This window comes from Amycolatopsis sp. NPDC039088 (assembly GCF_055598845.1).
On record NZ_JBVKAE010000002.1, the window covers coordinates 282,514 to 307,903 of the forward strand.

Genomic DNA, 25,390 nt, shown 5'->3' on the forward strand with positions numbered 1-25,390 from the left:
GGGAGGACTGACCGTGAGTTCCGAGGACGCGCTCGCCGCGATGAAGAGCAAACTGGCGGGTCTGGAGAGTGAGAACTCGGCCAGGATGGCTCTGCTCGACAAACGCCGGGAAGAGGCGCTCGCCGAGGCCAAGGAGAAGTTCGACAAGCAGGCGAAGATCCAGGGCGGTGTCATCGTCCGGTTGCAGGAGCGCAACCGCAAGGCCAAGGCCGCGGGCGGCTGGGCGACCGAGTCGACGCTGGCCGAGAAGGTCGAAGACGACGGCGATTTCGGGTTCGAGGAGGACGAGACCGAGAACGAGCGCCGTGCCGGGTACCGGACGGCGGAGGAGCCGCCGATCGCGTACCGGCCGCCTGCCCCGTCGGCGCCGCCGCCAGCCCCGCCGCCTCCGGCGCCGGTCCCGGAAGAGCGTCCGGCCGGGCGGCATCGGCGGGCGGCCGCCGCGCGGGGTGACGACGACGATTTCGCCAACACCGACTGGCTGGCGACCTGAGCCGTCAGGTTCGCTGCGTCACGATGGCCCGCTCGACGCCGTGGAAGACGGCGTGCGTCTTGTACCGGACGTCTTCGGCGACGTGGTCGGGAGTCAGGATCTCGGCGAGGGCGCGCAGCGCCACTTCGCCCTCGGCGACCGCGACTCGGGAGCCGGGGCAGGTGTGCCTGCCGAGGCCGAACGCGAGCTCGGCGTCGGGCCCCAGTGGGATAGCCAGCTTGGCTCCCGACGTGAAGTCCTTGCCGGACAAGGAGAACGGCGCGATCACACGGCGGGCGGCGAAGCGGGTCGGGGCGATTTCGTGGATCAGGCCGCGTACGTCGTCCAGGACGTCTGGGCGGCGTAGGAGTTCGAGGCCGCCGAGGGCGAGGAAGTTCATGGAGTTCTCGTACGCGGCGTGGGCGAGCATCACCGGTGTGATCATCAGTTCGTCTTCGGTGATCCGGCCTGCTTCGTGCGCTTCGCGGAGCAGCGCCAGCCCGCCGCCTTCGACGGCCGTCGCCTTGAGGAAGAACATCGCCACCCTGAGCGCGGCGGTATCCGCTCCGGCCGGTCCGCCCGACCAGACGTCCAGGTTCGCGGCCGTCTCGGAGAGGTTCGTCAGCAGCTGCTCGTCAAGCGGCTCGACAGTGCCGAGTACCGCCTCGGTCACCCTGGCCGCCACCGGCCTGGCGAAGTCGGCCACCAGGTCGAACCGAGCGCGCGACTTTAGCCCCCTAATCGTGACGCGGAGGTCGGCGAGCACCTCCTCCGGCAGCGGCTCCACCAGGGCGATGACCTCCTTGACCACCGCGCGCAGCCGCCGGTGGTCCGCGCCGTCCATCAGCAGGAGGTTCGGGGTCTCGGCGGCGGCACCGCCTGGATTCGAGCTGAGCTCGCGGTCACGCAGGGCCTTGACGCGGTCCGCCGGGTCGTCCAGCACGAAGAAGTCGTCCACGTTCGTATGATGCCCATGCCGCGGCCGGAGGATGTGCGAGTGCCCCCAAATGAAGTGCCCGAGGAAGTGTTGCGGACGCCGCTGGTGCACCGCTTGCTCGAGCGCGCCGAGATCGAGCGCCCGGCGTACACGCACCTCGACTGCTCGAACCGGCACGAACCGGTCGAGGACACGGTGACCTGGGCCGAGCTCCTCGTCCACGTTCGTGCGGTCGCGGCGAAGTTGCGTGAGCTGATCCAGCCTGGAGACCGCGTCGCGATCACGGCGCGACAGGACCTTTCGTACATCGTCGCGTTCTTCGGCGCGCTGTACGCCGGAGCCGTCGCGGTGCCGTTGTCCGCGCCGGACGTCCGCGCGCACCGTGAGCGGCTCGTCGGCGTCCTCAATGATTGCGACGCCGACATCTGGCTCACGTCGGACGCCCTGGTCGAACGGCTCACGGAGTTCGCCGAGTCCGAGCCGGTTCCAGCGCCGCGCGAGATCCTCGCCGTCGACACCCTGCCGCTGGATCCGGCGGACCGCTCGTCGCCGTCGCCGGTCTCTCCCGAAGATCCCGCCTACCTTCAGTACACGTCCGGCACGACGCGATCACCCGCCGGCGTGATCATCACGCATCGGGCCCTCTCGGCCTCATGCTGGCAGATCTGCGAGGCCTACGACGTCGACGAACACACCACGTGTGTCGGCTGGATCCCGTTCTTCCACGACATGGGGCTGGCGCAACTGATCGCGGGGACGATGCACTCCGGCGGCCGGACGGTGTTCATCGCGCCGCTGGAGTTCATCCGGCGCCCGGAGCGCTGGCTGCTGCTGATGTCGGCGTATCCGAACACGCTCACGGCGGCCCCCAACTTCGCGTACGACCTGGTGACCGAGGCCGTGCCCGAGTCGAAGCGCGCCGAGTACGACCTGTCGACGGTGTCGATCGCGCTCAGCGGCAGTGAACCGGTCCGGGCGGCGACCGTCCGGGATTTCCTCGCCGCCTACGAGCCCCACGGCTTCCCGAGGGGCGCGTTCAGGCCGTCCTACGGGCTTGCCGAGGCGACGGTCTACGTCGCCAGCGGAGACTCCGGCGGACCATCGGTGACCGAGGTGGACGGCCGCGAGATCGTCGAGATCGGCTGGCCACGGGGTCAGCGGGTCCGCGTCGTCGCCCCGGCGGATCGCGTTTTGCCCGCTAAAGGTGACACGGGCGAGATCTGGGTCAAGGGGCCCAACGTGGGGGCCGGGTACTGGCGACGTCCGGAGCTGACCGCCGAGGTGTTCGACGCCGAACTCGACGGGGAGCGCGGCTGGCTCCGCACCGGTGACCTGGGACGGATCCGGGACGGCAGGCTCTCGGTGACCGGACGCCTGAAGGACCTGATCATCATCGACGGCCGCAACCACAGCCCCCACGACATCGAAGAGACCGTCGCCGCCGCTCACCCCCTTCTCGGACCCGAGCGGGTCGCCGCGTTCTCGGTCGATCTGGACGACGGCGAGGGCGTCGTCGTGGTCGCCGAGCGCGCGCGGAAGGCGTCCGACTTCGACGAAAACGAGGTCGCACGGGCGGCCACCCGCGCCGTCGCCGAACGGCACGACGTGCGGCTCAAGGCCTTCCTCCTGGTGAAACCCGGCGGGCTGCCGCGAACCTCCAGCGGCAAGGTCGCGCGTTCCGCGGCCAGAACGCGATACTGGACGACGGATGGGACAGAATCCCCTCATGGCAGCTGACGGGAGCGAGTACGTCGACGAGATCAAGGCCCTCGTCTGCGAGACCTTCGACGTCGATCCGGGCACTATCGATGAAGACACGCCCTTCGCCGAAATGGGTGTCGACTCCCGGCGCCGGGTCCGGCTCCTGGCGACGGTCGAGGTGGAGTTCGGGATCGACATCGACCTCGACGAGCTCGATCGCCTGGTCGACATCCGGAGTGCGGCGACCGTTCTCGCTGAGGCCGTGGAAGCGGGCGCGAAGCCGCGAAAACGCGGTCTACCAGGCTTCTTGCGCCGGAACCGTTTGAGTTAGCAAAGGTGTGAATGTGCCTGCGGCTTCGGTGACCGGTGGGTACATTCTTGTGTGCATATGCGATGGCACCTGATGCCGCCGGCGTGCGTCGTAGGTAGGACAACGAGGCGGATAGAGCGGGACGAAGGGGGCACCGGTCATGCCGGACGGGGGCTACAAAGCCGATTCAGAGGCGATGCTCACGGCGTCGACGTCGTTGGAGCGTGCAGCTGAGAACACGACGTCCGAGGCGGGGAAGGTAGGGCCGACTCAGGTGCAACCCGCGGACTTCGGCCGGGTGCACAAGGACTACCAGAAGGGCTACGCCACCGGGATCCTCGCCATTTCCGACGCGATGAAGGGCTATGCGGGTCAGCTCACGCAGCTCGCCGGTGGCGTCAGTACCGCGTCGACCCGCTACACCTCATCCGACCAGGCGAACGCCGCGGCTGCCAACAAGGCGGGGGCCCAGTAATGAGTAAACCGACGCCCGCTCAGATCAAGGAAATCCTGAACGACCCCTACATCACGCAGGGCACCAAGGACGCTTTGCTGAACCCGTTCGTCAATCGGGAAGAAGCGTACAAGAAGGCCGTCGCCGAGCGTGACGCGAACGCGGCCGGGGACAAGAAGCAGAAGGCCGCCGCCGAAAAGGCGGACAAGGACCTCGACTCCTTGGCCCGCCCGGCCGCGGGTGGTTCCACGACCAAATCCGACCAGGTGCTCGACCTCGGAAACCCGGCGCTGGACTTCTTTTCCGAATGGTCCGACCAGGTCTGGAACAAGATGCCGGACAAGCCGTCCGACATCAACTACAAGACCGACATCTGGGACCGATTCCACGAGAACCGCGAGATCAATTTCCAGAAAATGTTCGACGAGGTCGAGGATCTCGGCGATGCCAAAAAAGCCGTCGAGCAGACCAGGACCGACGCGACAACGGCGCTGACCACGCTCTTCCATGATTGGAAGGGGGAGGGTGCGACGGCAGCGAAGGTCAAATACGAGCAGCGGATCCAGCCTGACGCGCAAGAACTCATCGCGCAGATGGACGGCGTCATCAAACTGGTGCCGTCGACCGTCGACAAGATCTACAGCGCGCTCAAGCTGAAGGTCGATGAAACGCTGAAGCTCCGCGTCGACAAGGTCGCCACGGCGCCGCTGTACATCGCGAAGCAGGTCGTCGAGATCGCGAACGGCAAGGTCGATTCCAAAGAAAAGCTTATGGACGTCGCGTACTGGCTCGACGCCGCGTGTCCTGGCAACAATCTCGCCGAACGGCTGCGTCACGACGATTGCGATCTGAACGACGGGAACAAGGAATACGCGATCGGAGCCGCGAAACAGTGGCTGAAGGGCTCGTTCGCCACTGAGTTCGGCGAGCGGTACGAGAACTTCAAGAAGCTTTGCAAGAACGCGACCGACACGATCAACGCGCAATATCACGAGCTTTCGCGGTTCATGGAGGACTACACGAATCCGTTCCCCGCGCCCGGAGCCGAGAAGCCGCCCGCCGACGACGGCAAGGGGAATGGCAACGGAAACGGCAATGGGAATGGGAATGGGAACGGAAGTGGCAGCGGAACGCCGCCCGGCGGCGGGGGTGGCACCCCGCCCGGCGGAGGTGGCGGCACACCGCCGGCGGCGACGGTTCCCGAGGCGCCCAAGCCGGAGGACAAGCCCGCTGACGGCATGAACCCGGTCACCGGGAAGCCGCTCGAGCTGGATCCCGAAACCGGCAAGCCGTACCCGATCGACCCGGCGACGGGCGAAGCGATCAAGGACGGCCTCGACGGTCAGGACACCATGACCGTCCAGAAGGGCGACAACAAGATCGAGATGACCGAGCCGGATAAAGACGGCAAGATGGACATCAAGGTCGACGACGGCAAGGGCCACGAGAAGGACTACAAGCTCGACTTCGACGACCCGAAGGGCGAAGACGGCAAGCCCGGCGAAGAGGGCAAGGACGGCAAGAAAGACGGCGAGTTCGGCCCGCAGGGCGCGGTCAAGGAAGGCGAGCCCGGCGCCGACGGCGTCTACCGGCCCGGTCCGGACGGCAAGATCCACATCCAGGACGGCAACCTCAAGATCACCGCCGAGCAGCCGCAGGGCCCGAACGGCCCGACCGTGGTGACCGTCGACGACGGCAAGGGCGAGCCGACGACTTACACCCTCGACGAAAAGGGTGAGAAGAAGGAACTCAAGCCCGGCGACGTCGTCCCGACCGACGACCTCAAGAACGGTCTCGACGACCGGAATCCCGGCAACCCGCAGCCGGGCCGGATGGACGACGTGCGCACGATGCCCGCACCGGCCGATGCCGGTATGGCGGGCGGCGGAGGCTTCAGCGCTCCGGGTGGCGTCGAGGTCGGTGCCGGTGTCGGTGGTGGAGCCGGTGGTGGCGAAGGGACCGCCACGGTGTCCGCGGGGGCCGAGGCCTCCGGTGGCGCCGTGTCGGGCGCCGGTGGAGAAGGCACCGTGCCGACGGCCAGCGGCGGCGGCAGCTTCGAAGGCGCGCTTGGCGGTATCGGCGAGGGTGGTTCGGCGGGATCGCTGAACGAGGCCGGTTCACTGGAGCCAGGCATGCAGTCCGGTGGCGGTGCGCAGCCCGCCGGGACCGACGGCGGACTCGGGATGGCGCCCGGCGGTATGGACCCGGCACCTGCGGGTGCCGGTGCCGGCGGGGCGTCCGGGGGTGCCGGAATGGGCGGCATGATGGGCGGAATGGGTGCCATGGGCGGCGCGGCCGGTGGTGGCGGGGGTGACACGCAACGCGGGTCGAGCCAGTACCGCGTCGAGGGTGGCATCTTCGAGACCAGTGGCGCGGGTGGCCGGATCAGCGGGTCGCTCGACGACGAGGGCGGCGACCGTTCGATCAGCTACGAGCGATGATCGGTAGCCGGGGAACGAGGGAGGACCGATGAGCGCTGTTGACCGGCTGGCGGCCGCCATGTCCAGGCAGGACGCCGCCATCACGGAGCAGTTGGAACAGCGGGGGCTGCGAGAGCGGCACCTCGCCGACGCCAAGGCTCAGGCGATGGAGACCATGCAGAAGGACGCGGCCGTCCACGACAAGTACGCCGCCCACATGCAGGAACTGGGGAAGCGGAGCAAGGAGGCGGGCGGCTGGCTGACCGGCAAGACGACCGCCGACCGCAGCCACACGATGGGCTTCGACATCGAGGACGACGAGAAACCGGACGCCCGGTTCGCCGAGTTCGGTGCTCGACCTGGCCTCGACGCTTCGCGGCCGGTCGCTCCGCCGCCGCCGCTTCCGGTCGCGCCGGGGGTGCCCGGAATGCCGGCGACGGTGGACGTCCCGCCCGCGGTGCCCACGCCCGCGCCCGCGCCGGGTGGCGCGGCGCCTGAGGAACCTGCCGCGCCGACGCGTCGCCGAGGTCGTCACGCCCGCGACGACAAGGGTTTCGACGACGACGACTTCTCGAACAACTCGTGGATGGTCGACTGACCCGCTTCACGCACTTCGGGCCCGGCTCACCAGAGCCGGGCCCTTCTCTTTGCCCACTTCGCCTGCCCGGCCCGGGGTCGACTTTCGCCGCCTAATCGCGATCCGCCGGGCGGTGCACCCTGCGGGGCCCAGGTCGACTTTCGCCGCCTAATCGCGATCTGGCGGCCCGGCCTCTCGCTCCGGCCCAGGTCGACTTTCGCGGGCTAACCGCGACGCGTAGGGGTGCTAAGTAACCAGGGGGCCGGATCGCGATTAGCCCGCTAAACGCAGGTCGGGTCAGGCGGCGGGTTCGTCCTGGAGCTCGATGGGGGCGCGTTTGACGTCGGCGTCCAGCAGCGGCTGGTACTTCGTCGTCCCCGTCAGGTGCGTGAGGAAGAACGCCGTGAACAGCGCCCTCGTCAGCTGCTGGGTCCCGCGGTGCGGCTTCCCGTGCAGCAGGAGCTGGCTCCAGTGCCTGCCCTCCGTGACGCCGAGATGCGACGACTTCCCGAGCGTCCGCAGCTGCACCGGCCCGCCCCACGCGTCCGCGATGGCCTCCGCGTGCCCGACCGGCGGCGCGACCAGATCCTTGCCCGCCGCGAGATGCAGACCGGGCACGGTCACCGACCGGGCGGACACCGTCGCCGGCGGCAGTGTCTGTGCGGGAGTGATGGTCGCGACAGCCTGGATCCGTGGCCGATCAGAGCCTTCGTCGGCTGCCTGCGCAGCCGCGAGGACGGCCGAACCGCCGCCGGTCGAGTGCCCCGCGAGGCCGAGCTTCGCCGGGTCGACACTGATGCCGTCCGGTCCGAGGCGGACCGTCGTGATCAGGTCGAGCGTGGTGAGGAGGTCGCCTGCCAGCAGTCGGTGCGACGGCAGCGGTCCGCGCTGGGTGGCCGGGGCCGCCGCGACGATGCCCCAGCTCGCGAGGTGCCGGAGCAGGTGCCGATAGCTCCCGGTTGGCTGCAGCCAGCCGTGCCCGAACGCGATCGCGGGCAGACCGAGCCCCGAGCGGGGCGTGAACACGACACCGGGGAGCCCGACCAGGGCGAGGTTGCCGCGCAGAACCTCGTGCGGACCTGGGTGGGACAGCTCCGCGAGCAGCTGCTTGGGCTTGCTGGCCATGTTCGTGACCTTACTGCCCGTACCCCCGTCCAGCCCGCGCGCCGCCCCGGCGTTCGCCTTTCGCGGGGGGGACACGGCGGGGTTGGCCCGCGGAAGGGGGGGGGGGGGGGGACAGGGGAGGGGGGGGGAAGTTCCCCGTTCGGTGGGTGGGCGGGTGGGGAATCGTGGGATACGTCGGACATCGCCCGGCCCTGGACGTCGTCATCGGCGGCCTTCGGCGGATGGAGTACCGCGGCTATGACTCGGCAGGCGTCGCCGTCCTCGACGGCTCCGGTGCGCTGAACGTCGAGCGCAAGGCAGGCCGCCTGGCCAACCTGGAGACCCAGCTCGACACAGTCGGCAGGGACGCCTTCACCGGCACCGCCGGGATGGGCCACACCCGCTGGGCCACCCACGGCGCCCCGGTCGACCGCAACTCGCACCCGCACCGCGACGCCTCCCAGCAGGTCGCCGTCGTGCACAACGGCATCATCGAGAACTTCGCCGCCCTGCGCGCCGAACTCGAGGCCGACGGCGTCGAGATGGCGAGCGACACCGACTCCGAGACCGCCGCGCACCTGATCTCCCGCGCCTACACCGAGGGCGACACGAAGGGCGACTTCCCGGCCAGCGTCGCCGCGGTCTGCCGTCGTCTCGAAGGTGCGTTCACCCTGGTCGTGACCATCGCCGACCAGCCGGACACCATCGTCGCCGCGCGCCGCTCCTCGCCGCTCGTCGTCGGCGTCGGCGAGGGCGAGCACTTCGTCGCCTCCGACGTCGCCGCGTTCATCGAGCACACCCGCGAGGCGGTCGAGCTCGGCCAGGACCAGCTCGTCGTGATCACCCGCGAGGGTTACGAGGTCACCGACTTCCACGGCGACGCCGCCCAGGCCAAGCCGTTCACCGTCGACTGGGACCTCTCGGCCGCGGAAAAGGGCGGCCACGAGTACTTCATGCTCAAGGAGATCGAGGAGCAGCCGGAGGCGCTGGCGAACACGCTGCGCGGCCACTTCGACGGCGGCCGGATCATCCTCGACGAGCAGCGCATCTCCGACCAGGACCTGCGTGACGTCGACAAGGTCTTCGTCGTCGCCTGTGGTTCCGCGTACCACTCCGGCCTGGTCGCCAAATACGCCATCGAGCACTGGTGCCGTCTCCCCGTCGAGGTCGAGCTGGCCAGCGAGTTCCGCTACCGCGACCCCGTGCTGGACCGCGCGACCCTGGTCGTCGCCGTCTCGCAGTCGGGCGAGACCGCGGACACCCTCGAGGCCGTCCGCCACGCGCGCGAGCAGAAGGCCCGCGTCCTGGCCGTCTGCAACACCAATGGCGCCCAGATTCCCCGTGAGTCCGACGCCGTCCTTTACACGCACGCCGGTCCGGAGATCGGTGTTGCCTCGACCAAGGCGTTCCTCGCGCAGATCGCGGCCAACTACCTGGTCGGCTTGGCGCTGGCCCAGGCACGCGGCACCAAGTACCCGGACGAGGTCGCCCGTGAGTTCGCCGAGCTCGAATCCATGCCCGCCGCGGTGCAGAAGGTCCTGTCCACTGTGGACCAGGTCCGTGACCTCGGCCGCCGGATCGCCGACTCGAAGGCCGTGTTGTTCCTCGGCCGCCACGTCGGTTTCCCGGTCGCCCTCGAAGGCGCGCTGAAGCTCAAGGAACTGGCGTACATGCACGCCGAGGGTTTCGCCGCCGGTGAGCTCAAGCACGGCCCGATCGCGCTGATCGAAGAAGGCCTGCCCGTCGTCGTGGTGATGCCGTCGCCGAAGGGACGCGCGGTGCTGCACTCGAAGCTGGTGTCGAACATCAGTGAGATCCAGGCGCGCGGCGCTCGCACGATCGTGATCGCGGAGGAGGGCGACGAGACCGTCCGCCCGTTCGCCGACGAGCTGATCGAGATCCCGGCCGTGCCGACGCTGTTGCAGCCGCTGGTTTCGACGGTGCCGCTGCAGGTGCTGGCCGCCGAGATCGCCCGCACGCGCGGGTACGACGTCGACAAGCCGCGTAACCTGGCGAAGTCGGTCACCGTCGAGTAAGGACCGGAGGCGTCGTGCAGGGAATCTGGACCACGGAACGGATTCGCGCGGCGGAGGATCGGTTGCTCGCCGTCACTGCCGACGGCGAGCTCATGCGACGCGCGGCCTTCGGCCTGTCGGTGCATGCCGCCGAGATGCTCGCCGAGCACACGGGTTCGGTGTCCGGGCGGCGGGTGACCCTGCTGGTCGGTTCGGGCAACAACGGTGGTGACGCCTTGTGGGCCGGTGCGTTCCTGCGCCGTCGCAACGTGGCCGTCTCGGCGATCTTACTGAAGCCCGAACGCGCTCATGCTCAGGGTTTGGCCGCTTTGAAGCGATCCGGCGGCAAGATCGTGTCCGTTGAGGACGGTCCACAGTGGATCGGCCGGGCGGACCTCGTCATCGACGGGATCGTCGGTATCTCGGCGCGAGGGCCTTTGCGGGCGGACGCCGCCGCGCTGCTGGAGCACGTGAGTTCGCCGGTGCTGGCCGTCGATCTGCCGAGCGGGGTGGATCCGGACACCGGCGCTGTCGACGGTCCCGCCGTCGTCGCCGACCGTACGGTCACCTTCGGCGCGCTCAAACCCGTGCACGCCCTCGCACCCGCGTCATGCGGCGAGGTCGCCCTAGTGGACATCGGGCTGCGACCGGAACTCGGCGATCCCGACCTGGAACGGCTCGACACGGCCGACGTCGCCGCGGCGTGGCCGGTCCCCGGGCCGGGCGACGACAAGTACAGCCAAGGCGTGGTCGGGGTGGCCGCGGGATCCGCGACGTACCCGGGCGCGGCCGTGCTCGCGGCCGGTGCCGCCGTGCGGGCGACGTCGGGGCTGGTGCGCTACGCCGGACACGCCGCGGATGTGGTCCGCGGGCGATGGCCCGAGGTGATCGCGACGGGCTCGGTGACGGACGCCGGCCGGGTACAGGCGTGGGTCGTCGGGCCGGGTATCGGCACCGGTCACGAGGGGCGCGACGTGCTGCGGTTTGTGCTCGGTCGGGGTGTGCCGGTGTGCGCGGACGCTGACGCGACGACGATCATCGCGCACTCCCCCGATGTGCTCGACGCGCGCGATCCGGACACACCTTTGGTGCTGACGCCGCACGCGGGGGAGTTCGAGCGGCTGATGGGTTCGCCGCCGGGAGCGGACCGGGTGGCGGCGGCGCGGTCGGCCGCGCGGAAGTACGACGCCGTCGTGCTCCTGAAGGGGCACTGCACGGTGGTCGCGGCGCCGGACGGGCGCGCGCTGGTGAACACACCGCGGGGGTCGTGGCTCGCGACGGCCGGTTCCGGGGACATCCTCTCCGGTTTGGTCGGCGCGTTGCTCGCCGCCGGACTCGATCCGTTGCTCGCCGCCGGAGCCGCCGCCCACGTCCACTCGCTCGCCGGATCGATGGCCGCCGGCGGCGCTCCCACCTCGGCTTCCGGCATCCTTGGCGCCGTCCCCGATGCCATCCGGTCCATCCGGTCGCACACCCTCTGACCAGGGCCGCAGGTCGACTTTCGCCCCCTAATCGTGCTCTGACGGCACCCGCCCGCAGAGCACGATTAGGGGGCGAAAGTCGACCGGGCGGGCCGAAGGGGGGAGACGAGGGGAAATGCGAGAGTTATCGAGTTACGTGTTAACTCCGGGCGAATAATCTGGTAAGAAGCAGGTGTGAGCGCCGACACCCACCCCGCCGGGACCGCGATGGTCCGGGTCGTGAACGGTGTCGCCCATGTCTAAGACCAGGCCATCGGACGCCGCAGTCGAGCACCGGCGCCAGGAGATCCTCGATCACGTCATCGCCGCCGGCGAGGTCCGCATCGACGACCTCACCACGCGGTTCGGTGTCAGCCTGATGACGATGCACCGTGACCTCGACGACCTCGCCGAGCGCCGCCTCCTCCGCAAACTGCGTGGCAAGGTCGAGGCCTACCCGGCGACGACCATGGAGTCGGCCGCCCGCTTCCGCGACACCTTCAACCAGGCCGCGAAGGACGCGCTGGGCGAGGCCGCCGCGGCTCACGTCCATTCCGGCCAGACAGTCTTCGTCGACGACTCGACAACGCTCTTCCCGCTCGTCCGCCGCCTCGGCGCGATCGAAGACCTGACCGTCATCACCAACTCGCTCGAAGCCGCCCGCATCCTCGGCCAGGCGAAGAGTGTCGAGGTCGTTCTCGCCGGCGGCCGCTATCACCACGAGTTCGATTCGTGCGCCGGGCCGGACGTCCTCGCGTTCCTCGAGCGCACCCACGCCGACATCGCGTTCGTCTCGGTCGCCGCGGTCGCGGTCGGCCGCCTGTTCCACCCCGTCCAGGACTACGCCGCGCTCAAGAAGGCCGCGCTGCGTACCGCCAGCCGCAACATCCTGGTCGTCGACAACTCCAAGTTCGGCCGCACCGCCACGTTCGCGCACGGCGACATCGGCGACTACGACCTCCTGATCACCGACGACCTGACACCGACCGAGGAGATCGAGGCCGCGCTGAACGCGGGTACGGCCATCGAGCAGGTCGAGTGCGACCCAGAGGGGCCGGAATATGAAATCTGAGCTGGTCGCCGGAATCGACTCGTCGACCCAGTCGACGAAGGTCGTCGTCTGCGACGCGGCCACCGGCGAAATCGTCCGAACTGGCCGCGCTTCGCACCCGGACGGCACTGAAATCGCCCCCTCGGCGTGGTGGGACGCGTTGCGCGAGGCCACGGGCGGCCTGCTCGACGGCGTCGGCGCGATCGGTATCGGCGGTCAGCAGCACGGCATGGTGACCCTCGACGAAGCCGGTGAGGTCGTCCGCCCGGCCTTGCTGTGGAACGACACCCGGTCCGCGAAGGCGGCCGAAGACCTCGGAAGCGAACTCGGCGCGGAGAACTGGGCGAAGTCCGTCGGCTCGGTTCCGGTCGCCAGCTTCACCGTCACGAAACTGCGCTGGATGGCGGAGAACGAGCCCGAGCTGGCCGATCGCGTCGCCCGCGTGCTGCTGCCACACGATTGGCTGACCTGGCGGCTGCTCGGCGACGGCGCCGAGCCGAGCACCGACCGCGGCGACGCCTCCGGCACCGGGTACTTCTCGCCCGCCACCGGCACTTACCGCCAAGACCTCCTCGCGCACGCCTTCGGTGGCCGGACCCCGGAGCTGCCCAAGGTCATCGGCCCCGCGCAGGCCGCGGGCCACACGCCGGACGGGATCCTGGTCTCGGCCGGGACCGGCGACAACATGGCCGCCGCGCTGGGGCTCGAACTCGTCCCCGGCGACGTCGTCGTCTCGCTGGGCACCAGCGGCACCGTCTTCGGTGTCTCCGAAACCGCGAGCGCCGACCCCAGTGGCATCGTCGCCGGATTCGCCGACGCCACCGGCCGGTTCCTCCCGCTCGCCTGCACCCTCAACGCCGCCCGCGTGCTCACCGCCACGGCCGCGATGCTCGGCGTCGAACTCGCGGAATTCGACAAGCTGGCGCTCGCCGCCGCTCCCGGCTCCGGCGGTCTCACCTTCCTGCCGTACCTCGACGGTGAACGGACGCCGAACCTTCCGGACGCCAAGGGCACGCTCTTCGGCCTCACCCGCTCGAACATGACGCCGGAGAACCTCGCCCGCGCCGCCGTCGAAGGCATGTTGTGCGGCCTCGCCGCCGGCCTCGACGCCCTGCGCGAACAGGGGCTCGAGGTCCGCCGCGTACTCCTGATCGGTGGCGGCGCGCAGTCGGCCGCCGTCCGCGCGGTCGCGCCGATCGTCTTCGGCGTACCCGTCGTCATCCCCGAGGTCGCCGAGTACGTCGCGGTCGGTGCCGCGCGGCAGGCGGCCTGGGCCCTCGCTTCCGGCGCGGAACCTCCCCGCTGGCAGGAAGACCACGGCAAGACCCGGCTCGAGCTGGCCGAGCCGACCGAGGCGGACCGCGCCGAGGGACACCTGATCCAGCAACGGCATCTCGAGGCCCGCGAACTCGGGCACGGCATTTCCGCGAAACCGAAAGAGGACTGAACCGATGGCCACGATCACCTACGACAAGGCGACCCGGCGCTACGCCGGTTCCGAGCGGCCCGCCGTGGACGCACTCGAACTCGAGATCGCCGACGGCGAATTCCTCGTGCTGGTCGGGCCTTCCGGCTGCGGCAAGTCCACCAGCCTGCGGATGCTCGCTGGCCTCGAGGACATCGACGAAGGCGCCGTCTGGATCGGCGACCGCGACGTCACGCAGCTGCCGCCGCGTGCCCGCGACATCGCGATGGTGTTCCAGAACTACGCGCTGTACCCGCATATGACCGTCGGCCAGAACATGGGCTTCGCGCTGAAGATCGCCGGCCGTCCGGCTTCGGAGATCAAGCAGAAGGTGCTTGACGCGGCCAAGTTGCTGGACATCGAGGACTACCTCGACCGCAAGCCGAAGGCGCTCTCCGGTGGCCAGCGCCAGCGTGTCGCGATGGGCCGCGCCATCGTGCGTGAGCCGCAGGTCTTCCTGATGGACGAGCCGCTGTCGAACCTCGACGCCAAGCTGCGTGTTTCGACGCGTACGCAGATCGCCGCGCTGCAGCGCCGCCTCGGCGTCACCACCGTGTACGTCACGCACGACCAGGTCGAGGCCATGACGATGGGTGACCGGGTCGCCGTCCTCTCGGACGGTCTCCTCCAGCAGTGCGACACCCCGCGCGCGCTGTACGACCGGCCCGCGAACGCTTTCGTCGCCGGTTTCATCGGCTCGCCCGCGATGAACCTCGTCACCGCGAAGCTCACCGCGGACGGTGCCGAGCTCGGCGGTGCGCGGGTGCCGCTGTCCCGCGAGATCCTCGCCAAGGCCGACGGTGACACGGTCACTCTCGGCTTCCGGCCCGAGTCCCTCGAAGTGACCACCAACGAGGACGGCACCGTGCCCGTCAAGGTCGACCTCGTCGAGGAGCTCGGCTCGGACGCGTACGTCTACGGCAAGCTCGCCGAGACCGACGCCGAAGGCACGAAGTCGAACGTCGTCACCCGGGTCGACCCGCGCAAGCCGCCGGTCATGGGCGACACCCTGCACCTGCGGATCCGTCCCGACGAGCTGCACGTGTTCTCCGCCACTGACGGGGCGCGCCTGTCCTGAGCCCGGTTCGTGGGAAACTGGTGGTCGTTATGACCGCCAGTTTCCCGCGTGCCGAAGTCGTGATCGACCTCTCCGCCATCCGGCACAATGTCGCCCTGCTCGCTTCCCGCGCCCCTGGTGCCCAGACGATGGCCGTGGTCAAGGCCGACGGCTACGGGCATGGTGCGCTCGAGGTCGGGCGTGCCGCCGTCGAGGGCGGGGCGACCTGGCTGGGCACCTGCTCCCTCGACGAAGCGATCGCGCTGCGCCGCGCGGGGATCGGGGTCCGGCTCTTCAGCTGGCTCGACACTCCCGAAGCCGACTTCGCGGCCGCTGTCGCCGAAGACATCGACGTCGCTGTCAGCTCCCTCGACGAACTCGCTCGCGTGGCCGATGGCGCGCGCCGGGCGCGCGACTTTAGCCCCCTAATCGCGACCTCGAGGGTGCATCTCAAGATCGACACCGGGCTCTCCCGAAACGGCTGCCCACCTGCGGAATGGCAGGCGCTGGTGAAGGCGGCGGCCGCCGCGAAGCCGCTCATCGAGGTCGTCGCGATCTGGTCGCACCTCGCCTGTGCCGACGAGCCGGGCCATCCCTCCATCGACGCGCAGGCCAAACGGTTCGACGAGGCCTACGACATCGCCCGCGCGGCCGGTCTGCACCCGATGCGTCACCTCGCGAACTCCGCCGCCATCCTGACCAGGCCGGATCTCTACTTCGACCTCGTGCGCCCCGGGATCGCGATCTACGGGCTGAACCCGGTGCCCACCGCCGAGGATCTGCGCCCGGCGATGACCTTCAAATCGTCGGTCGTCCTCACAAAGCGGATCGCGTCCGGCGAATCCGTCTCCTACGGCCACACCTGGACCGCCGAGCGTGACACCACCCTCGCCCTGGTCCCGGTCGGTTACGCCGACGGTGTGCCGCGGTCGCTGTCCGGCCGGATGGACGTCTGGCTCGGCGGACGTCGCCGTCAGGTGGTCGGACGCGTCTGCATGGACCAGCTGATCGTCGATTGCGGAGACGACGAGCCCGCAGTCGGCAGCGAAGTGATCCTGTTCGGCCAAGGCACGTTTGGCGAGCCGACCGCCCGGGAATGGGCGGACAAGCTGGGGACGATCGACTACGAGATCGTGACTTCGATGTATCGCCCGCGCATTCACCGGACGTATCTGGAGGCAGGCTCGTGACACCTTCACGACGACTGCTGGCCATCGTCGGCGGGGTCGGGGCGGTGGCCACCGGCACCGCCGCCGCGATCGCCGTCGCCGCACAGCAGCGGCGGCAGAGTGAGGATCCATTCGTGGACGAGCCGTTGGGGGATCTTGAACCGGATCGGACCTCGACCGTGGCGGCGGAGGACGGCACGCCGCTCGCGGTCGAGGAGATCGATCCGGTCGATGGGGGCGAACCGGAGCTGACCGTCGTCGGCGTGCACGGGTTCGCGTTGTCGAAGCGTTGCTGGCACTTCCAGCGGCGAGACCTCGCGTCGCTGAAGTTGCCGCGGGTACGGCAGGTTTACTACGACCACCGCGGGCACGGGCTTTCCGGCGCCGCGAACGCCGAAACCAGCACCATCGAACAGCTGGCGCGCGACCTCGACATGGTCGTGCGCTCGGTGGCGCCGGAGGGACCCATCGTGCTCATGGGGCACTCGATGGGCGGCATGGTGATCATGGAGCTCGCCTCGGAACACCCTGAGCTGTTCGACGACCGGGTGTGCGGCGTCGCGTTCATCGCGACGGCCGCGGGCGAGGTCGGCGCGCGTGGGCTGCCGAGGTCGCTGCTTTCGAAGTACAACCCGCTCACCCGCGGTGTCGGCGGGCTGGCGGGCTGGCAGCCGGGGCTGGTCGAGTTCGTGCGGGCGGCGGGCGGGCAGCTGACCAGGCAGGCCGTCCGGAGGCTGGCTTTCGGCAGCCGGGATGTGTCGCCGCGCCTGGTCGACTTCATGCTGGAAATGCTCGAAGTGACGCCGGTGCGCGGGCTCGTGAACTTCGTCGACACGCTGGGCAGCCATAATCGGTATGCCGCGCTCGCCGGGTTGAAGCACGCGCATGTGCTGGTCATCGGCGGGGATTCCGACCGGTTCACGCCGATCGCGCACGCCGAGCGCATCGCGGCGGAGCTGCCGGACGCGGAGCTGGTGCGCGTGCGCGGCGCGGGGCACATGGTGCAGCTGGAACAACCCGAACTGGTGAACAGCCACCTGATCGACCTCCTGCAACGGTGCACGGGCACCGATGGTGAAACTTCCGACCGGCGAACGTGGTGGTGGCAACGCTGATGAACTTCGCATTCCCGACTCCCGAGGCGACCATGGACTTCGGGCGTGCGCTCGGGCGTTCCCTGCGCGCGGGCGATCTGGTCCTGCTCGCCGGGCCGCTCGGTGCGGGCAAGACGACGCTGACCCGCGGGATCGCGGACGGGCTCGGCGTCGGCGGACGGGTCAGCTCGCCGACGTTCGTGCTGGCCCGGGTGCATCCGGCGGGCGAAGCCGGGGTCGCTTTGGTGCACGTCGACGCGTACCGGCTCGGCGGCGACCTCTCGCAGCTCGACGATCTGGACCTCGACACCGAACTGGAGCGGTCCGCGCTGGTCGTCGAGTGGGGCGAGGGTGCCGCGGAGCGGCTTTCCGACGACTACCTCGTCGTACGCCTGGAGCGTCGCGACGACGATGTCCGGGTGGTCACCTTGGAACCGCACGGCACCTGGGAGTCCCGCACCCCCGACTTGCGTTTAGCGGGCTAAACGCGATCTGCGCGGTGGGCGGGCCGGAGCGCGTTTAGCCCGCTAAAGGCGATCTCACCCGGATGCCGCATCAGGGCCGACCCGGCGGAGCGTCCCCTTCCTGCCCCAAGCGGGGCTCGGGGTGCGCATGCCGCTGGTTCGGACAGCGGCATGCGCACCCTGTCTGGTCAGGCCGCGCCTAGACGGCCGGGGCCGGGCCGCTTCGGCCGCGCCGATGGTGAAGCCACCACAGTCCGCACAGGCCGATCACACCGGTTTGCGCGGCCGGTGTCGCGACGGCGGCCAGTGCGAGGAGTGCGGTGATCAGGGCGAACCAGTAGAGCAGGACGCGTCTGGTGTTTTCCCGGCTGCCGAAGAACGTGCTTCGCCAGAAATCGGGCCAGTGGGTCGGGGTACGCAACTGGACGCGGCGGCAGGCGGGGTCGGTGACCATGCCGGCCGGTTCGCCTGCCAAATCGAGTAATTCGTCGAGACTGACTTCTGCCGGGTGACACTCGCCGTGGTGATCCTGGTTCGTATCCGGGATCATCGCCCTCGGCTGGGGTGGCTCCTCTGGCATACCGCCGGAACACGGCGCTACGCTGGGCATGTTTGACGCCTCCATAGAACTTTTCCGGGTTGATGGAGTTGTTGAACTTCAAGCGGCTCCCCCGGCATGGGGAGCCGCTTCCTTATGTGCGGTGCTTCGGTCGTTGCCGAGCCGCAACACAAGCCATTGTGGACGAACTTTCCGAACCTACGGGGCGGTAAGTGAAAGGTTGCTGAATCCTGCGGTGAGCGGTCGGCGTAATTCACCCCGGGTCATCGGATTGTGCCTCTATAACTCGAAAGAGTAGTTGCGGACGTGAGGCAGCAGCTCATTGCGCAAATGGCGAGAGCTGAGTCTACTCAGAGTGGTTCGCGTTCACGCTATCGAGTGATACGTCGTTATTAGCGCGGAGATAATTGTTCGGTAGCGGACATTCGGCCGCGACATTCGCACATGCAGATGGCCGTGATCGATCCATCGTGCCCGCTCAGCGCCGATCTTCGACCGTTTGCCGTTTCCCATTCCGCGCCGAATGGTCACGGGCCACGACAACACGGAAGGTATCGATGATTTTTCAATCACCTTCACCTGCTCCACCTGCGGCAAGTCGACTTTAGCCCCTAATCGCGACGCGTAGGCATGCTAAGCAACGGGAGCGCTGCGGCAGCCCAGATCGCGTTTAGCGGGCTAAACGCGATCTGGGCTGCCGACGACGGAGCGCGCGATTCCCAGGTCGACCAGGTCTTGGGGGCGTAGCCGCAGTCGGTCCGCGAGGGCGGGGACTTCGTCGGCGGGCAGCTTGAGGATCGCCGCGGCCGCCTCCGGCGCGGTGACCGAGAAGTACGCGTCGGGTGTCACCCAGGTCGACCCCGGCGCCGCGAACGCGAGCGCCCCACCGGAACCGCCTTCCCCGATCACCAGCGTCGTGATCGGCACGGCCGCGCTCGCGACAGCCTCGAACAACTCCGCGATCGCGGACCCGGCGCCGTCCCGCTCGGCCGCCGCGTCGTTCGCCGCGCCAGGGGTGTCGACGAGAGTGAGCACCGGGATGTCGAGCCTCGACGCGAGCCGCACTAGACGTGCCGCCGTCCGGAAGCCCGCGGGCAGCGTCGGCGTTCCGCACTGTGCCGCGTACGCGATCGTCCGGTCGTCTCGCCTGCCGAAGCCGCAGAGGACGCCGCCGTCGACTCCTCCGCACCTGTCGCCCGAGACCTCCTCGCGCCAATCGAAGTACGCATCGAGGTACTCAGCCGCCCTCGGTCGATCAGCGGAGCGCGCCGCCTGAACGGCGTGCCACCCGGTGTCGGGCAACTCCAGCGACCCCAGCGCGCCGGGCGGCTCAGCAGCCTCCGGCGTCGGCGAAGTCAGCAACCGCAACCAGCGTTCCAGCACGGCGGGGAGGTCGGCAGGCGGCACGATCTGATCGACTTGGCCCCACGCGAGCTTCGCTTCGGCCGTATAAGCCTCCGCGGGCGCGTCGGCGGGGCGCACCCGGGACCCGGCGAAACCGACCTGGGCCTCGGGCAAGGCGAGGATGACGTCGGCGCTCGCCCCTAGCGTCGCCCAGCCACCGCCCGTGGTCGGATCGCGCAGCACCGAGATCTGCGGCACCGATCGGGCACCGGCCGCCGCCCACGCGATGCGCTGCAATTGCGAAAGCGCGCGCATCCCTTGCTGCATGCGGCTGCCGCCGGTCGCGATCAGCGACACCACCGGCAGCCGCGACTCCACCGCCCGCGCGAACGCCGCCTCCACGCGATCACCGGTCCGCTGACCGATCGATCCGCCGAGAAACCCGAACTCGAAGGCGATCACGACCGCCTCGACGTCGCCGATCCTGGCGGTTCCGCAGAGGACCGATTCGTCCTCACCTGACCGGGCCGCGGCGGCCTCACGCGCTGCCCGGTAGCCCGGCCAGCCGATCGGCCCGTCGTCCGGTTCGCCGGAACGCGGTACGTCCAGCTCCTCGAAACCGGTCGCGATCTCCTTGACGACGGACCGCGCGGAAGGCCTGCTCACCCGAGGGCCCGCTTCATGACCTTGCCCATGTCGTTGCGCGGCAACGCCTCCAGGTAGCGGACCACCCGAGGCCGTTTATGCGGCGACAACAGGCGTGAGACGTGGTCTGCGAGCTCCGACTCCGTCGGGCGTTCCCCGTCGGGCACCACCCAGGCCACGATGCGCTCGCCGAGGTCCTCGTCGGGCTCGCCGGTGACCGCGACCTCCGCCACGCCGGGATGCTCCATGAGCGCGTTCTCGATCTCACCCGCGCCGATCTTGTAACCGCCGCTCTTGATCAGATCCGTCGCCTTCCGGCCGACGATCTTCACGTATCCGGCCGCGTCGCGGGTCGCCATGTCGCCGGTCCGGAACCAGCCGTCGTCGAAGGCGGCTTCGGTCGCGTCGGGGCGATTGAGGTACTCGGTGAACAGATTCGGCCCGCGGACCTGGATCTCTCCGACGGTCTCGATCTCCTCGACAGGCTTTCCGGCTTCGTCCACGAGACGCAGGTCGACGCCGCTCAGCGGAACGCCGACGGTGCCGGGGACACGCTCGCCGTCGGCGCGGACGCTGGTGTTCATCAAGGTCTCGGTCATCCCGTAGCGCTCGATCACGCGCTGGCCGGTCGCCGCGGTGATGCGCTGGTGGTCGTGGACCGGCAGCGCGGCCGACCCGGAGACGAGCAGCCGGGCGCCGCTCAGCGCCTCGGCGAGCGTCGGGTTGTCACCGACCTCGGCGGCGATGCGGTGGTACATGGTCGGGACGCCGAACATCATCGTCGCCCCGGTCGCGAGTTCGCGTGCGGCGCCTTCCGTGGAGAACCGGCCGAGATGCCGGACCGAGCCGCCGCGCCTGAGCGGTCCGAGGATGCCGAGGATCAGGCCGTGCACGTGGAACAGCGGGAGACCGTGCACCAGGACGTCGTCGGCTGTCCATTCCCAGGCGTCTTCGAGCGCGTCGAGGGTGGTCGTGATCGCGCGGCGGGGGAGGACGACGCCCTTGGGCGGGCCGGTCGTGCCGGAGGTGTAGACGATCAGCGCCGGGGCTTCGGCATCCGGTTCCGCGGGGAAATCGACGGCCGTGCCTTCGAGGGTGATGTCGCGTCGTGGCAGGCCGTCGAGACCGGCGGGCAGGTCGGCGTCCGGCTCGGCGAGCACGAGGTCGGGTTCGCTGTCGGCGAGGATGTGCGCGAGTTCGCGCTCGCCGATCTTCGGGTTGAGCGGGATGGCGGGGACGCCGGCGAGCAGGGCGGCGATCACGGCGACGCTGGTGTGCACGGTGGGTGTGGCCCAAACGGCGACGCGGCCGTTCGGCAGGTCACGGGCGAGCGTGCCGGCGACGGCGGCGAGGTCGGCGTAGGTCAGGGAGGTGCCGCCGAAGCGGAGGGCCTCCTTGTCGCCACCGTTCGCCAGCGTGGGGAACAACCGATCGGGCACCGTGTGACCTCCTGCTCGACTCCACCGGCCAGGGCGCGTGGACCCCTCGCTGGACCGTACCGCGCTGCCCGCCCCCACCCCTGCGACCCGCTTCACACCCCGCCCCAGATCGCGATTAGGGGGCGAATGTCGCTCTGGTGCCAGGACCCAGGGAGCGACTTTCGCCCCCTAATCGCGATCCGGCGGCGGGGGAAGCGGCGCGGCACCGGAGCGCGTTTAGCCCGCTAAACGCGACTCGGGGTCCTGGTCGTAGGCTTGGTAACCGTGCTGGTATTGGCCATCGACACCTCGACCCCGGCGGTCACCGCGGGCCTCGTCGCCCTGGACGGCGACGTGCTCGAATCCCGCGGCGACCGCGTCACGGTCGACCCCCGCGCGCACGGCGAGCTGATCACGCCTCACGCACTCGAAGCGGTCAAGGCCGCGGGGGTCACACTTCGCGACCTCGACGCCATCGTCTGCGGCGTCGGCCCCGGCCCCTTCACCGGCCTCCGCGCCGGTATGGCCACCGCCGCCTCGCTCGCCCACGCCCTCGGCATCCCGGCCCACCCGGTCTGCAGTCTCGACGCGATCGCCGCCGAAGTCGTCCCCGGCGAAGCGCCCTTCCTCGTCCTCACCGACGCGAGGCGCCGCGAGGTCTACTGGGCCGCGTACGCCGCCGACGGGTCCCGCACCGACGGCCCGCACGTCCAGCGCCCGGCCGAGCTCGAAACCACCGTCAAGGTCGCGGCGGGCGACGGCGCCCTTCTCTACGCGGACGCCCTCGGCGTCCAGCCGATCGAGCCGCGCTTCCCGTCACCCCTCGGACTGGTCAAGGCCGCTCGCAAGGACTTCGGAAGCGAGCCCGCCCCGCTCACCCCTCTCTACCTCCGCCGCCCGGACGCCGTCGAGCCGGCCGCGCGCAAGAAGGTGACCACGCCGTGAGGCTGGAACCCTTACACCGCAAGGATATCCGCCGCTGTGTCGAGATAGAGAAGATCCTCTTTCCCGGGGATTCGCCGTGGAGCGCCTACGCCTTCCACGCGGAACTCGACGCGGGCGGCCACTACCTCGTCGCTCGTCCGGACGAAAGCGACGAGGTCATCGGTTACGCCGGGCTAGCCATCGTCGGTCGCCGCGGCGACTACGAGACGAGCATCCACACGATCGGCGTCGACCCGGCCTGGCAGCGCAACGGGATCGGCACCGCGCTGCTGAAGGCGCTCCTCGACCGCGCGGACGAACTCGTCGCGCCGGTGTTCCTCGAAGTCCGTACGGACAACGACGCCGCGATCGCGCTCTACGAGCGGCACGGTTTCGAACGCGTCGGCCTCCGGAAGCGCTATTACCAGCCCTCCGGCGCCGACGCCTACACGATGGCCCGCCCGCGGGCCCAGGTCCGAGACGAGGTGGCTGGCTGATGCCACGCATCATCATGGGCATCGAAAGTTCGTGCGACGAGACCGGTGTCGGGCTCGTTCGCCTGCACGACGACAACACGGTCGAACTCCTCGCCGACGAGGTCGCCTCCAGCGTCGACCAGCACGCCCGCTTCGGCGGCGTCGTCCCCGAGGTCGCCAGCCGCGCGCATCTGGAAGCGATGGTCCCGACCGTCGAACGCGCCTTCGCCACGGCCAGGCTGAAACTGTCCGATGTGGACGCGATCGCGGTCACCGCCGGCCCCGGTCTCGCCGGCGCGCTCCTGGTGGGTGTCGCCGCGGCCAAGGCGTACGCCGCCGCGCTCGACATCCCGCTCTACGGCGTCAACCATCTGGCCGGGCACATCGCGGTCGACACCCTCCAGCACGGGCCGTTGCCCGAACGCTGCCTCGCTCTGCTCGTCTCCGGCGGGCACACGCAATTGCTGCTGGTGGACGACATCGCGGAAAAAATCACCGAACTCGGGTCCACTGTGGACGACGCCGCTGGTGAGGCCTATGACAAGGTCGCCCGCGTCCTCGGCCTGCCCTACCCGGGTGGCCCGCCCATCGACAAAGCCGCCAAGAACGGCGACGGCGCGGCCATCGCGTTCCCCCGCGGGATGACCGGACCGCGTGACGCCAAGTTCGATTTCTCGTTCTCCGGCTTGAAAACCGCTGTCGCACGTTGGGTGGAAGCCGCCGAGCGCCGCGGCGAGGAGATCCCCGTCGATGACGTCGCGGCTTCGTTCCAGGAGGCCGTCGCCGACGTTCTCACCATAAAGGCGATCCGCGCGGCCAAGGAACACGGCGTGGACACGCTGGTGATTTCCGGTGGCGTGGCGGCGAATTCGCGTCTTTCCGAACTCGCCGCCGAGCGCTGCGCCGAGGCCGGGATCCACCTGCGGGTCCCGCGGCCGCGGCTGTGCACGGACAACGGCGCGATGATCGCCGCGCTCGGGGCGCATGTGGTCGCCGCCGGACGGCCGCGGTCCACCCTCGACTTCTCCGCGAACCCGGCGCTTCCGGTCCAGATCGTGTCGATTTAACGCGATTCGGCGGCGGTGCGCGGCACGGGCGCGAGGTCGAGCAACTCTTCCAGCGCTGCCACCGTCAACGCGGCGGCATTGCCGTCACCGTAAGGGTTTCCGGCGTGCGTCGGATGGAGATCGCCGCGCAGGATCTTGGCCGCGGTGTCGGCGATGAGCCCGGTGTCCGTCCCGACCAGCCAGGCGCAGCCCGCCTCGATGGCTTCGCGCCGCTCGGTGACGTCGCGGAGCACGAGGACGGGCGTGCCGAACGTCGGCGCTTCCTCTTGGATACCACCGGAATCGGTCAGGACCAGCTCGGCGAGCCGTAGTGCGCGCACCAGATCGGGATACTCGAGCGGCTCGGTGATCGTCACCCGAGGCGTCCCGCCGAGCGCGGTCAAAACCTGCTCCCGCACGGCCGGATTGGGATGCACCGGGAACAGCACCTGGACGTCGCTGTGCTCCGCGACGATCAGTTCGATGGCCGCGAGCGTGCGGCTCAGCGGCTCGCCCCAGGACTCGCGCCGGTGCGACGTGACGAGGACGAGGCGTTCGTTCGCCTCGGCGATTTCCATCTCCAGCAACGCGAGCGCGGTGTCCCTGGCCGGGAGATCACGTTCGGCGATCGCGATGACGGCGTCGACGACGGTGTTGCCGGTGACCGCGATCCGTTGCCGCGGAACACCTTCCGTCCGCAGCGCGGCCGCGGCACCCGGCGTCGGCGCGAGATGCAGGGCGGCGATACGCGAGATCATCTGCCGGGTGCCCTCTTCGGGGAACGGCGCCGCGAGATCGTGCGTGCGCAGCCCCGCCTCCAGGTGCACGACCGGGATGCCCAGCCAGAACGCGGCGAGCGCGCCCGCCAGGCCGGTCGTCGTGTCGCCTTGGACGACGACCGCCGCCGGGGTGACCTGGCGCAGCAACCGATCGAGTGCCGGCAGCAGCCCGGAAACCAGCTCCGCCTGCGAGCCCGTGGCCCGCGGCGGAGTGTCGAGCCAGGCGTCGACCGGCAGGCCGAACGGGATCAACGCCTGCTCGACCATGCCCTGATGCTGTCCACTGTGGACGACAAGGGGCCGTAGGCGCGGATGCTCCGCCAGCGCCAGTGCCAGCGGCGCTAGTTTGACCGCCTCCGGCCGGGTCCCGGCCAGCAACATCACATCCACGCGTTCGCGCTCCTCATCCACGGTTTCGAGTGTCCCGGAGAAACCCGGTGACGGCCGCC

The 25,390-nt window shown here is 69.6% G+C and carries 23 protein-coding genes; 17 read left to right on the forward strand and 6 right to left on the reverse strand.

What is annotated here, in order from left to right:
• The first annotated feature begins 13 nt into the window (after window positions 1-13).
• A complete protein-coding gene (locus tag ACZ7KI_RS03720; RefSeq protein ID WP_470271656.1) occupies window positions 14-493 on the forward strand; it encodes a hypothetical protein in 480 nt (159 codons plus the stop codon).
• 4 nt (window positions 494-497) lie between these two features.
• On the opposite strand, the gene ACZ7KI_RS03725 is transcribed toward ACZ7KI_RS03720, so the two are convergent.
• Window positions 498-1,430 (reverse strand): cytochrome P450 family protein, encoded by a 933-nt coding sequence (locus ACZ7KI_RS03725; protein WP_470271657.1) that lies wholly within the window; start codon window positions 1,428-1,430, stop codon window positions 498-500.
• A gap of 15 nt (window positions 1,431-1,445) precedes the next feature.
• Between ACZ7KI_RS03725 and ACZ7KI_RS03730 the strand changes: the two genes are divergently transcribed.
• The 5 genes from ACZ7KI_RS03730 to ACZ7KI_RS03750 all read left to right on the forward strand — a co-directional run bounded on the left by ACZ7KI_RS03730 (window position 1,446) and on the right by ACZ7KI_RS03750 (window position 6,892).
• Entirely contained in the window at window positions 1,446-3,146 is a 1,701-nt protein-coding gene (locus ACZ7KI_RS03730) for a fatty acyl-AMP ligase (protein WP_470271658.1), read from the forward strand.
• Complete coding sequence (locus ACZ7KI_RS03735; protein ID WP_470271659.1) at window positions 3,136-3,441, forward strand: acyl carrier protein; 306 nt, start codon at window positions 3,136-3,138, stop codon at window positions 3,439-3,441. Before ACZ7KI_RS03730 ends, ACZ7KI_RS03735 begins: the two co-directional genes overlap by 11 nt.
• A gap of 253 nt (window positions 3,442-3,694) precedes the next feature.
• Window positions 3,695-3,895, forward strand: a complete 201-nt coding sequence (locus ACZ7KI_RS03740; RefSeq protein WP_470271660.1) for a hypothetical protein — start codon at window positions 3,695-3,697, stop codon at window positions 3,893-3,895.
• Window positions 3,895-6,315: a hypothetical protein gene (locus tag ACZ7KI_RS03745; RefSeq protein WP_470271661.1), complete on the forward strand. Its 2,421-nt coding sequence runs from the start codon at window positions 3,895-3,897 to the stop codon at window positions 6,313-6,315. Before ACZ7KI_RS03740 ends, ACZ7KI_RS03745 begins: the two co-directional genes overlap by 1 nt.
• A 28-nt stretch (window positions 6,316-6,343) precedes the next feature.
• Window positions 6,344-6,892 carry a hypothetical protein gene (locus ACZ7KI_RS03750; protein ID WP_470271663.1) on the forward strand — a complete coding sequence of 183 codons (549 nt, stop codon included), beginning with the start codon at window positions 6,344-6,346 and terminating at the stop codon, window positions 6,890-6,892.
• 276 nt (window positions 6,893-7,168) lie between these two features.
• Here ACZ7KI_RS03750 and ACZ7KI_RS03755 read toward each other — a convergent pair whose 3' ends face one another.
• On the reverse strand, window positions 7,169-7,996 hold the full coding sequence (locus ACZ7KI_RS03755; protein WP_470271664.1) for a dienelactone hydrolase family protein: 828 nt from the start codon (window positions 7,994-7,996) through the stop codon (window positions 7,169-7,171).
• 146 nt (window positions 7,997-8,142) lie between these two features.
• On the opposite strand from ACZ7KI_RS03755, the gene glmS reads away from it, so the two are divergent.
• From glmS to tsaE, 8 genes are all read left to right on the forward strand, one after another.
• A complete protein-coding gene (gene glmS, locus ACZ7KI_RS03760; protein WP_470271665.1) occupies window positions 8,143-10,011 on the forward strand; it encodes a glutamine--fructose-6-phosphate transaminase (isomerizing) in 1,869 nt (622 codons plus the stop codon).
• A gap of 14 nt (window positions 10,012-10,025) precedes the next feature.
• Complete coding sequence (locus ACZ7KI_RS03765) at window positions 10,026-11,471, forward strand: NAD(P)H-hydrate dehydratase (protein ID WP_470271666.1); 1,446 nt, start codon at window positions 10,026-10,028, stop codon at window positions 11,469-11,471.
• A gap of 235 nt (window positions 11,472-11,706) precedes the next feature.
• Window positions 11,707-12,522, forward strand: a complete 816-nt coding sequence (locus ACZ7KI_RS03770) for a DeoR/GlpR family DNA-binding transcription regulator (protein WP_470271667.1) — start codon at window positions 11,707-11,709, stop codon at window positions 12,520-12,522.
• A complete protein-coding gene (gene xylB, locus ACZ7KI_RS03775; protein ID WP_470271668.1) occupies window positions 12,512-13,948 on the forward strand; it encodes a xylulokinase in 1,437 nt (478 codons plus the stop codon). The genes ACZ7KI_RS03770 and xylB overlap by 11 nt, the downstream gene beginning before the upstream one ends.
• Window positions 13,949-13,952: 4 nt before the next feature.
• Window positions 13,953-15,044 carry an ABC transporter ATP-binding protein gene (locus tag ACZ7KI_RS03780; RefSeq protein WP_470271669.1) on the forward strand — a complete coding sequence of 364 codons (1,092 nt, stop codon included), beginning with the start codon at window positions 13,953-13,955 and terminating at the stop codon, window positions 15,042-15,044.
• Between the two features lie 29 nt (window positions 15,045-15,073).
• A complete protein-coding gene (gene alr / locus ACZ7KI_RS03785) occupies window positions 15,074-16,213 on the forward strand; it encodes an alanine racemase (RefSeq protein WP_470271670.1) in 1,140 nt (379 codons plus the stop codon).
• Complete coding sequence (locus ACZ7KI_RS03790; protein ID WP_470271671.1) at window positions 16,210-17,307, forward strand: alpha/beta fold hydrolase; 1,098 nt, start codon at window positions 16,210-16,212, stop codon at window positions 17,305-17,307. Before alr ends, ACZ7KI_RS03790 begins: the two co-directional genes overlap by 4 nt.
• On the forward strand, window positions 17,307-17,771 hold the full coding sequence (gene tsaE / locus ACZ7KI_RS03795; protein ID WP_470271672.1) for a tRNA (adenosine(37)-N6)-threonylcarbamoyltransferase complex ATPase subunit type 1 TsaE: 465 nt from the start codon (window positions 17,307-17,309) through the stop codon (window positions 17,769-17,771). The genes ACZ7KI_RS03790 and tsaE overlap by 1 nt, the downstream gene beginning before the upstream one ends.
• Window positions 17,772-17,949: 178 nt before the next feature.
• Here tsaE and ACZ7KI_RS03800 read toward each other — a convergent pair whose 3' ends face one another.
• The 3 genes from ACZ7KI_RS03800 to ACZ7KI_RS03810 form a co-directional block, all read right to left on the reverse strand.
• Window positions 17,950-18,360, reverse strand: coding sequence for a hypothetical protein (locus ACZ7KI_RS03800; RefSeq protein WP_470271673.1), 411 nt, complete (start codon window positions 18,358-18,360; stop codon window positions 17,950-17,952).
• 627 nt (window positions 18,361-18,987) lie between these two features.
• Window positions 18,988-20,319: a carboxyl transferase domain-containing protein gene (locus ACZ7KI_RS03805; protein ID WP_470271674.1), complete on the reverse strand. Its 1,332-nt coding sequence runs from the start codon at window positions 20,317-20,319 to the stop codon at window positions 18,988-18,990.
• Window positions 20,316-21,737 carry an acyl-CoA synthetase gene (locus ACZ7KI_RS03810; protein WP_470271675.1) on the reverse strand — a complete coding sequence of 474 codons (1,422 nt, stop codon included), beginning with the start codon at window positions 21,735-21,737 and terminating at the stop codon, window positions 20,316-20,318. Before ACZ7KI_RS03810 ends, ACZ7KI_RS03805 begins: the two co-directional genes overlap by 4 nt.
• A gap of 264 nt (window positions 21,738-22,001) precedes the next feature.
• On the opposite strand from ACZ7KI_RS03810, the gene tsaB reads away from it, so the two are divergent.
• From tsaB to tsaD, 3 genes are read left to right on the forward strand one after another with little or no spacing between them, the layout of a single operon-like run.
• Window positions 22,002-22,661, forward strand: a complete 660-nt coding sequence (gene tsaB, locus ACZ7KI_RS03815) for a tRNA (adenosine(37)-N6)-threonylcarbamoyltransferase complex dimerization subunit type 1 TsaB (protein WP_470271676.1) — start codon at window positions 22,002-22,004, stop codon at window positions 22,659-22,661.
• A complete protein-coding gene (gene rimI / locus ACZ7KI_RS03820) occupies window positions 22,658-23,137 on the forward strand; it encodes a ribosomal protein S18-alanine N-acetyltransferase (RefSeq protein WP_470271677.1) in 480 nt (159 codons plus the stop codon). The genes tsaB and rimI overlap by 4 nt, the downstream gene beginning before the upstream one ends.
• The gene (tsaD, locus tag ACZ7KI_RS03825) at window positions 23,137-24,183 is read left to right on the forward strand and encodes a tRNA (adenosine(37)-N6)-threonylcarbamoyltransferase complex transferase subunit TsaD (RefSeq protein WP_470271678.1); all 1,047 of its coding nucleotides are present in this window, start codon (window positions 23,137-23,139) and stop codon (window positions 24,181-24,183) included. Before rimI ends, tsaD begins: the two co-directional genes overlap by 1 nt.
• On the opposite strand, the gene wecB is transcribed toward tsaD, so the two are convergent.
• Window positions 24,180-25,331, reverse strand: coding sequence for a non-hydrolyzing UDP-N-acetylglucosamine 2-epimerase (gene wecB, locus ACZ7KI_RS03830; RefSeq protein WP_470271843.1), 1,152 nt, complete (start codon window positions 25,329-25,331; stop codon window positions 24,180-24,182). The genes tsaD and wecB overlap by 4 nt on opposite strands.
• Between the last annotated feature and the right edge of the window lie 59 nt (window positions 25,332-25,390).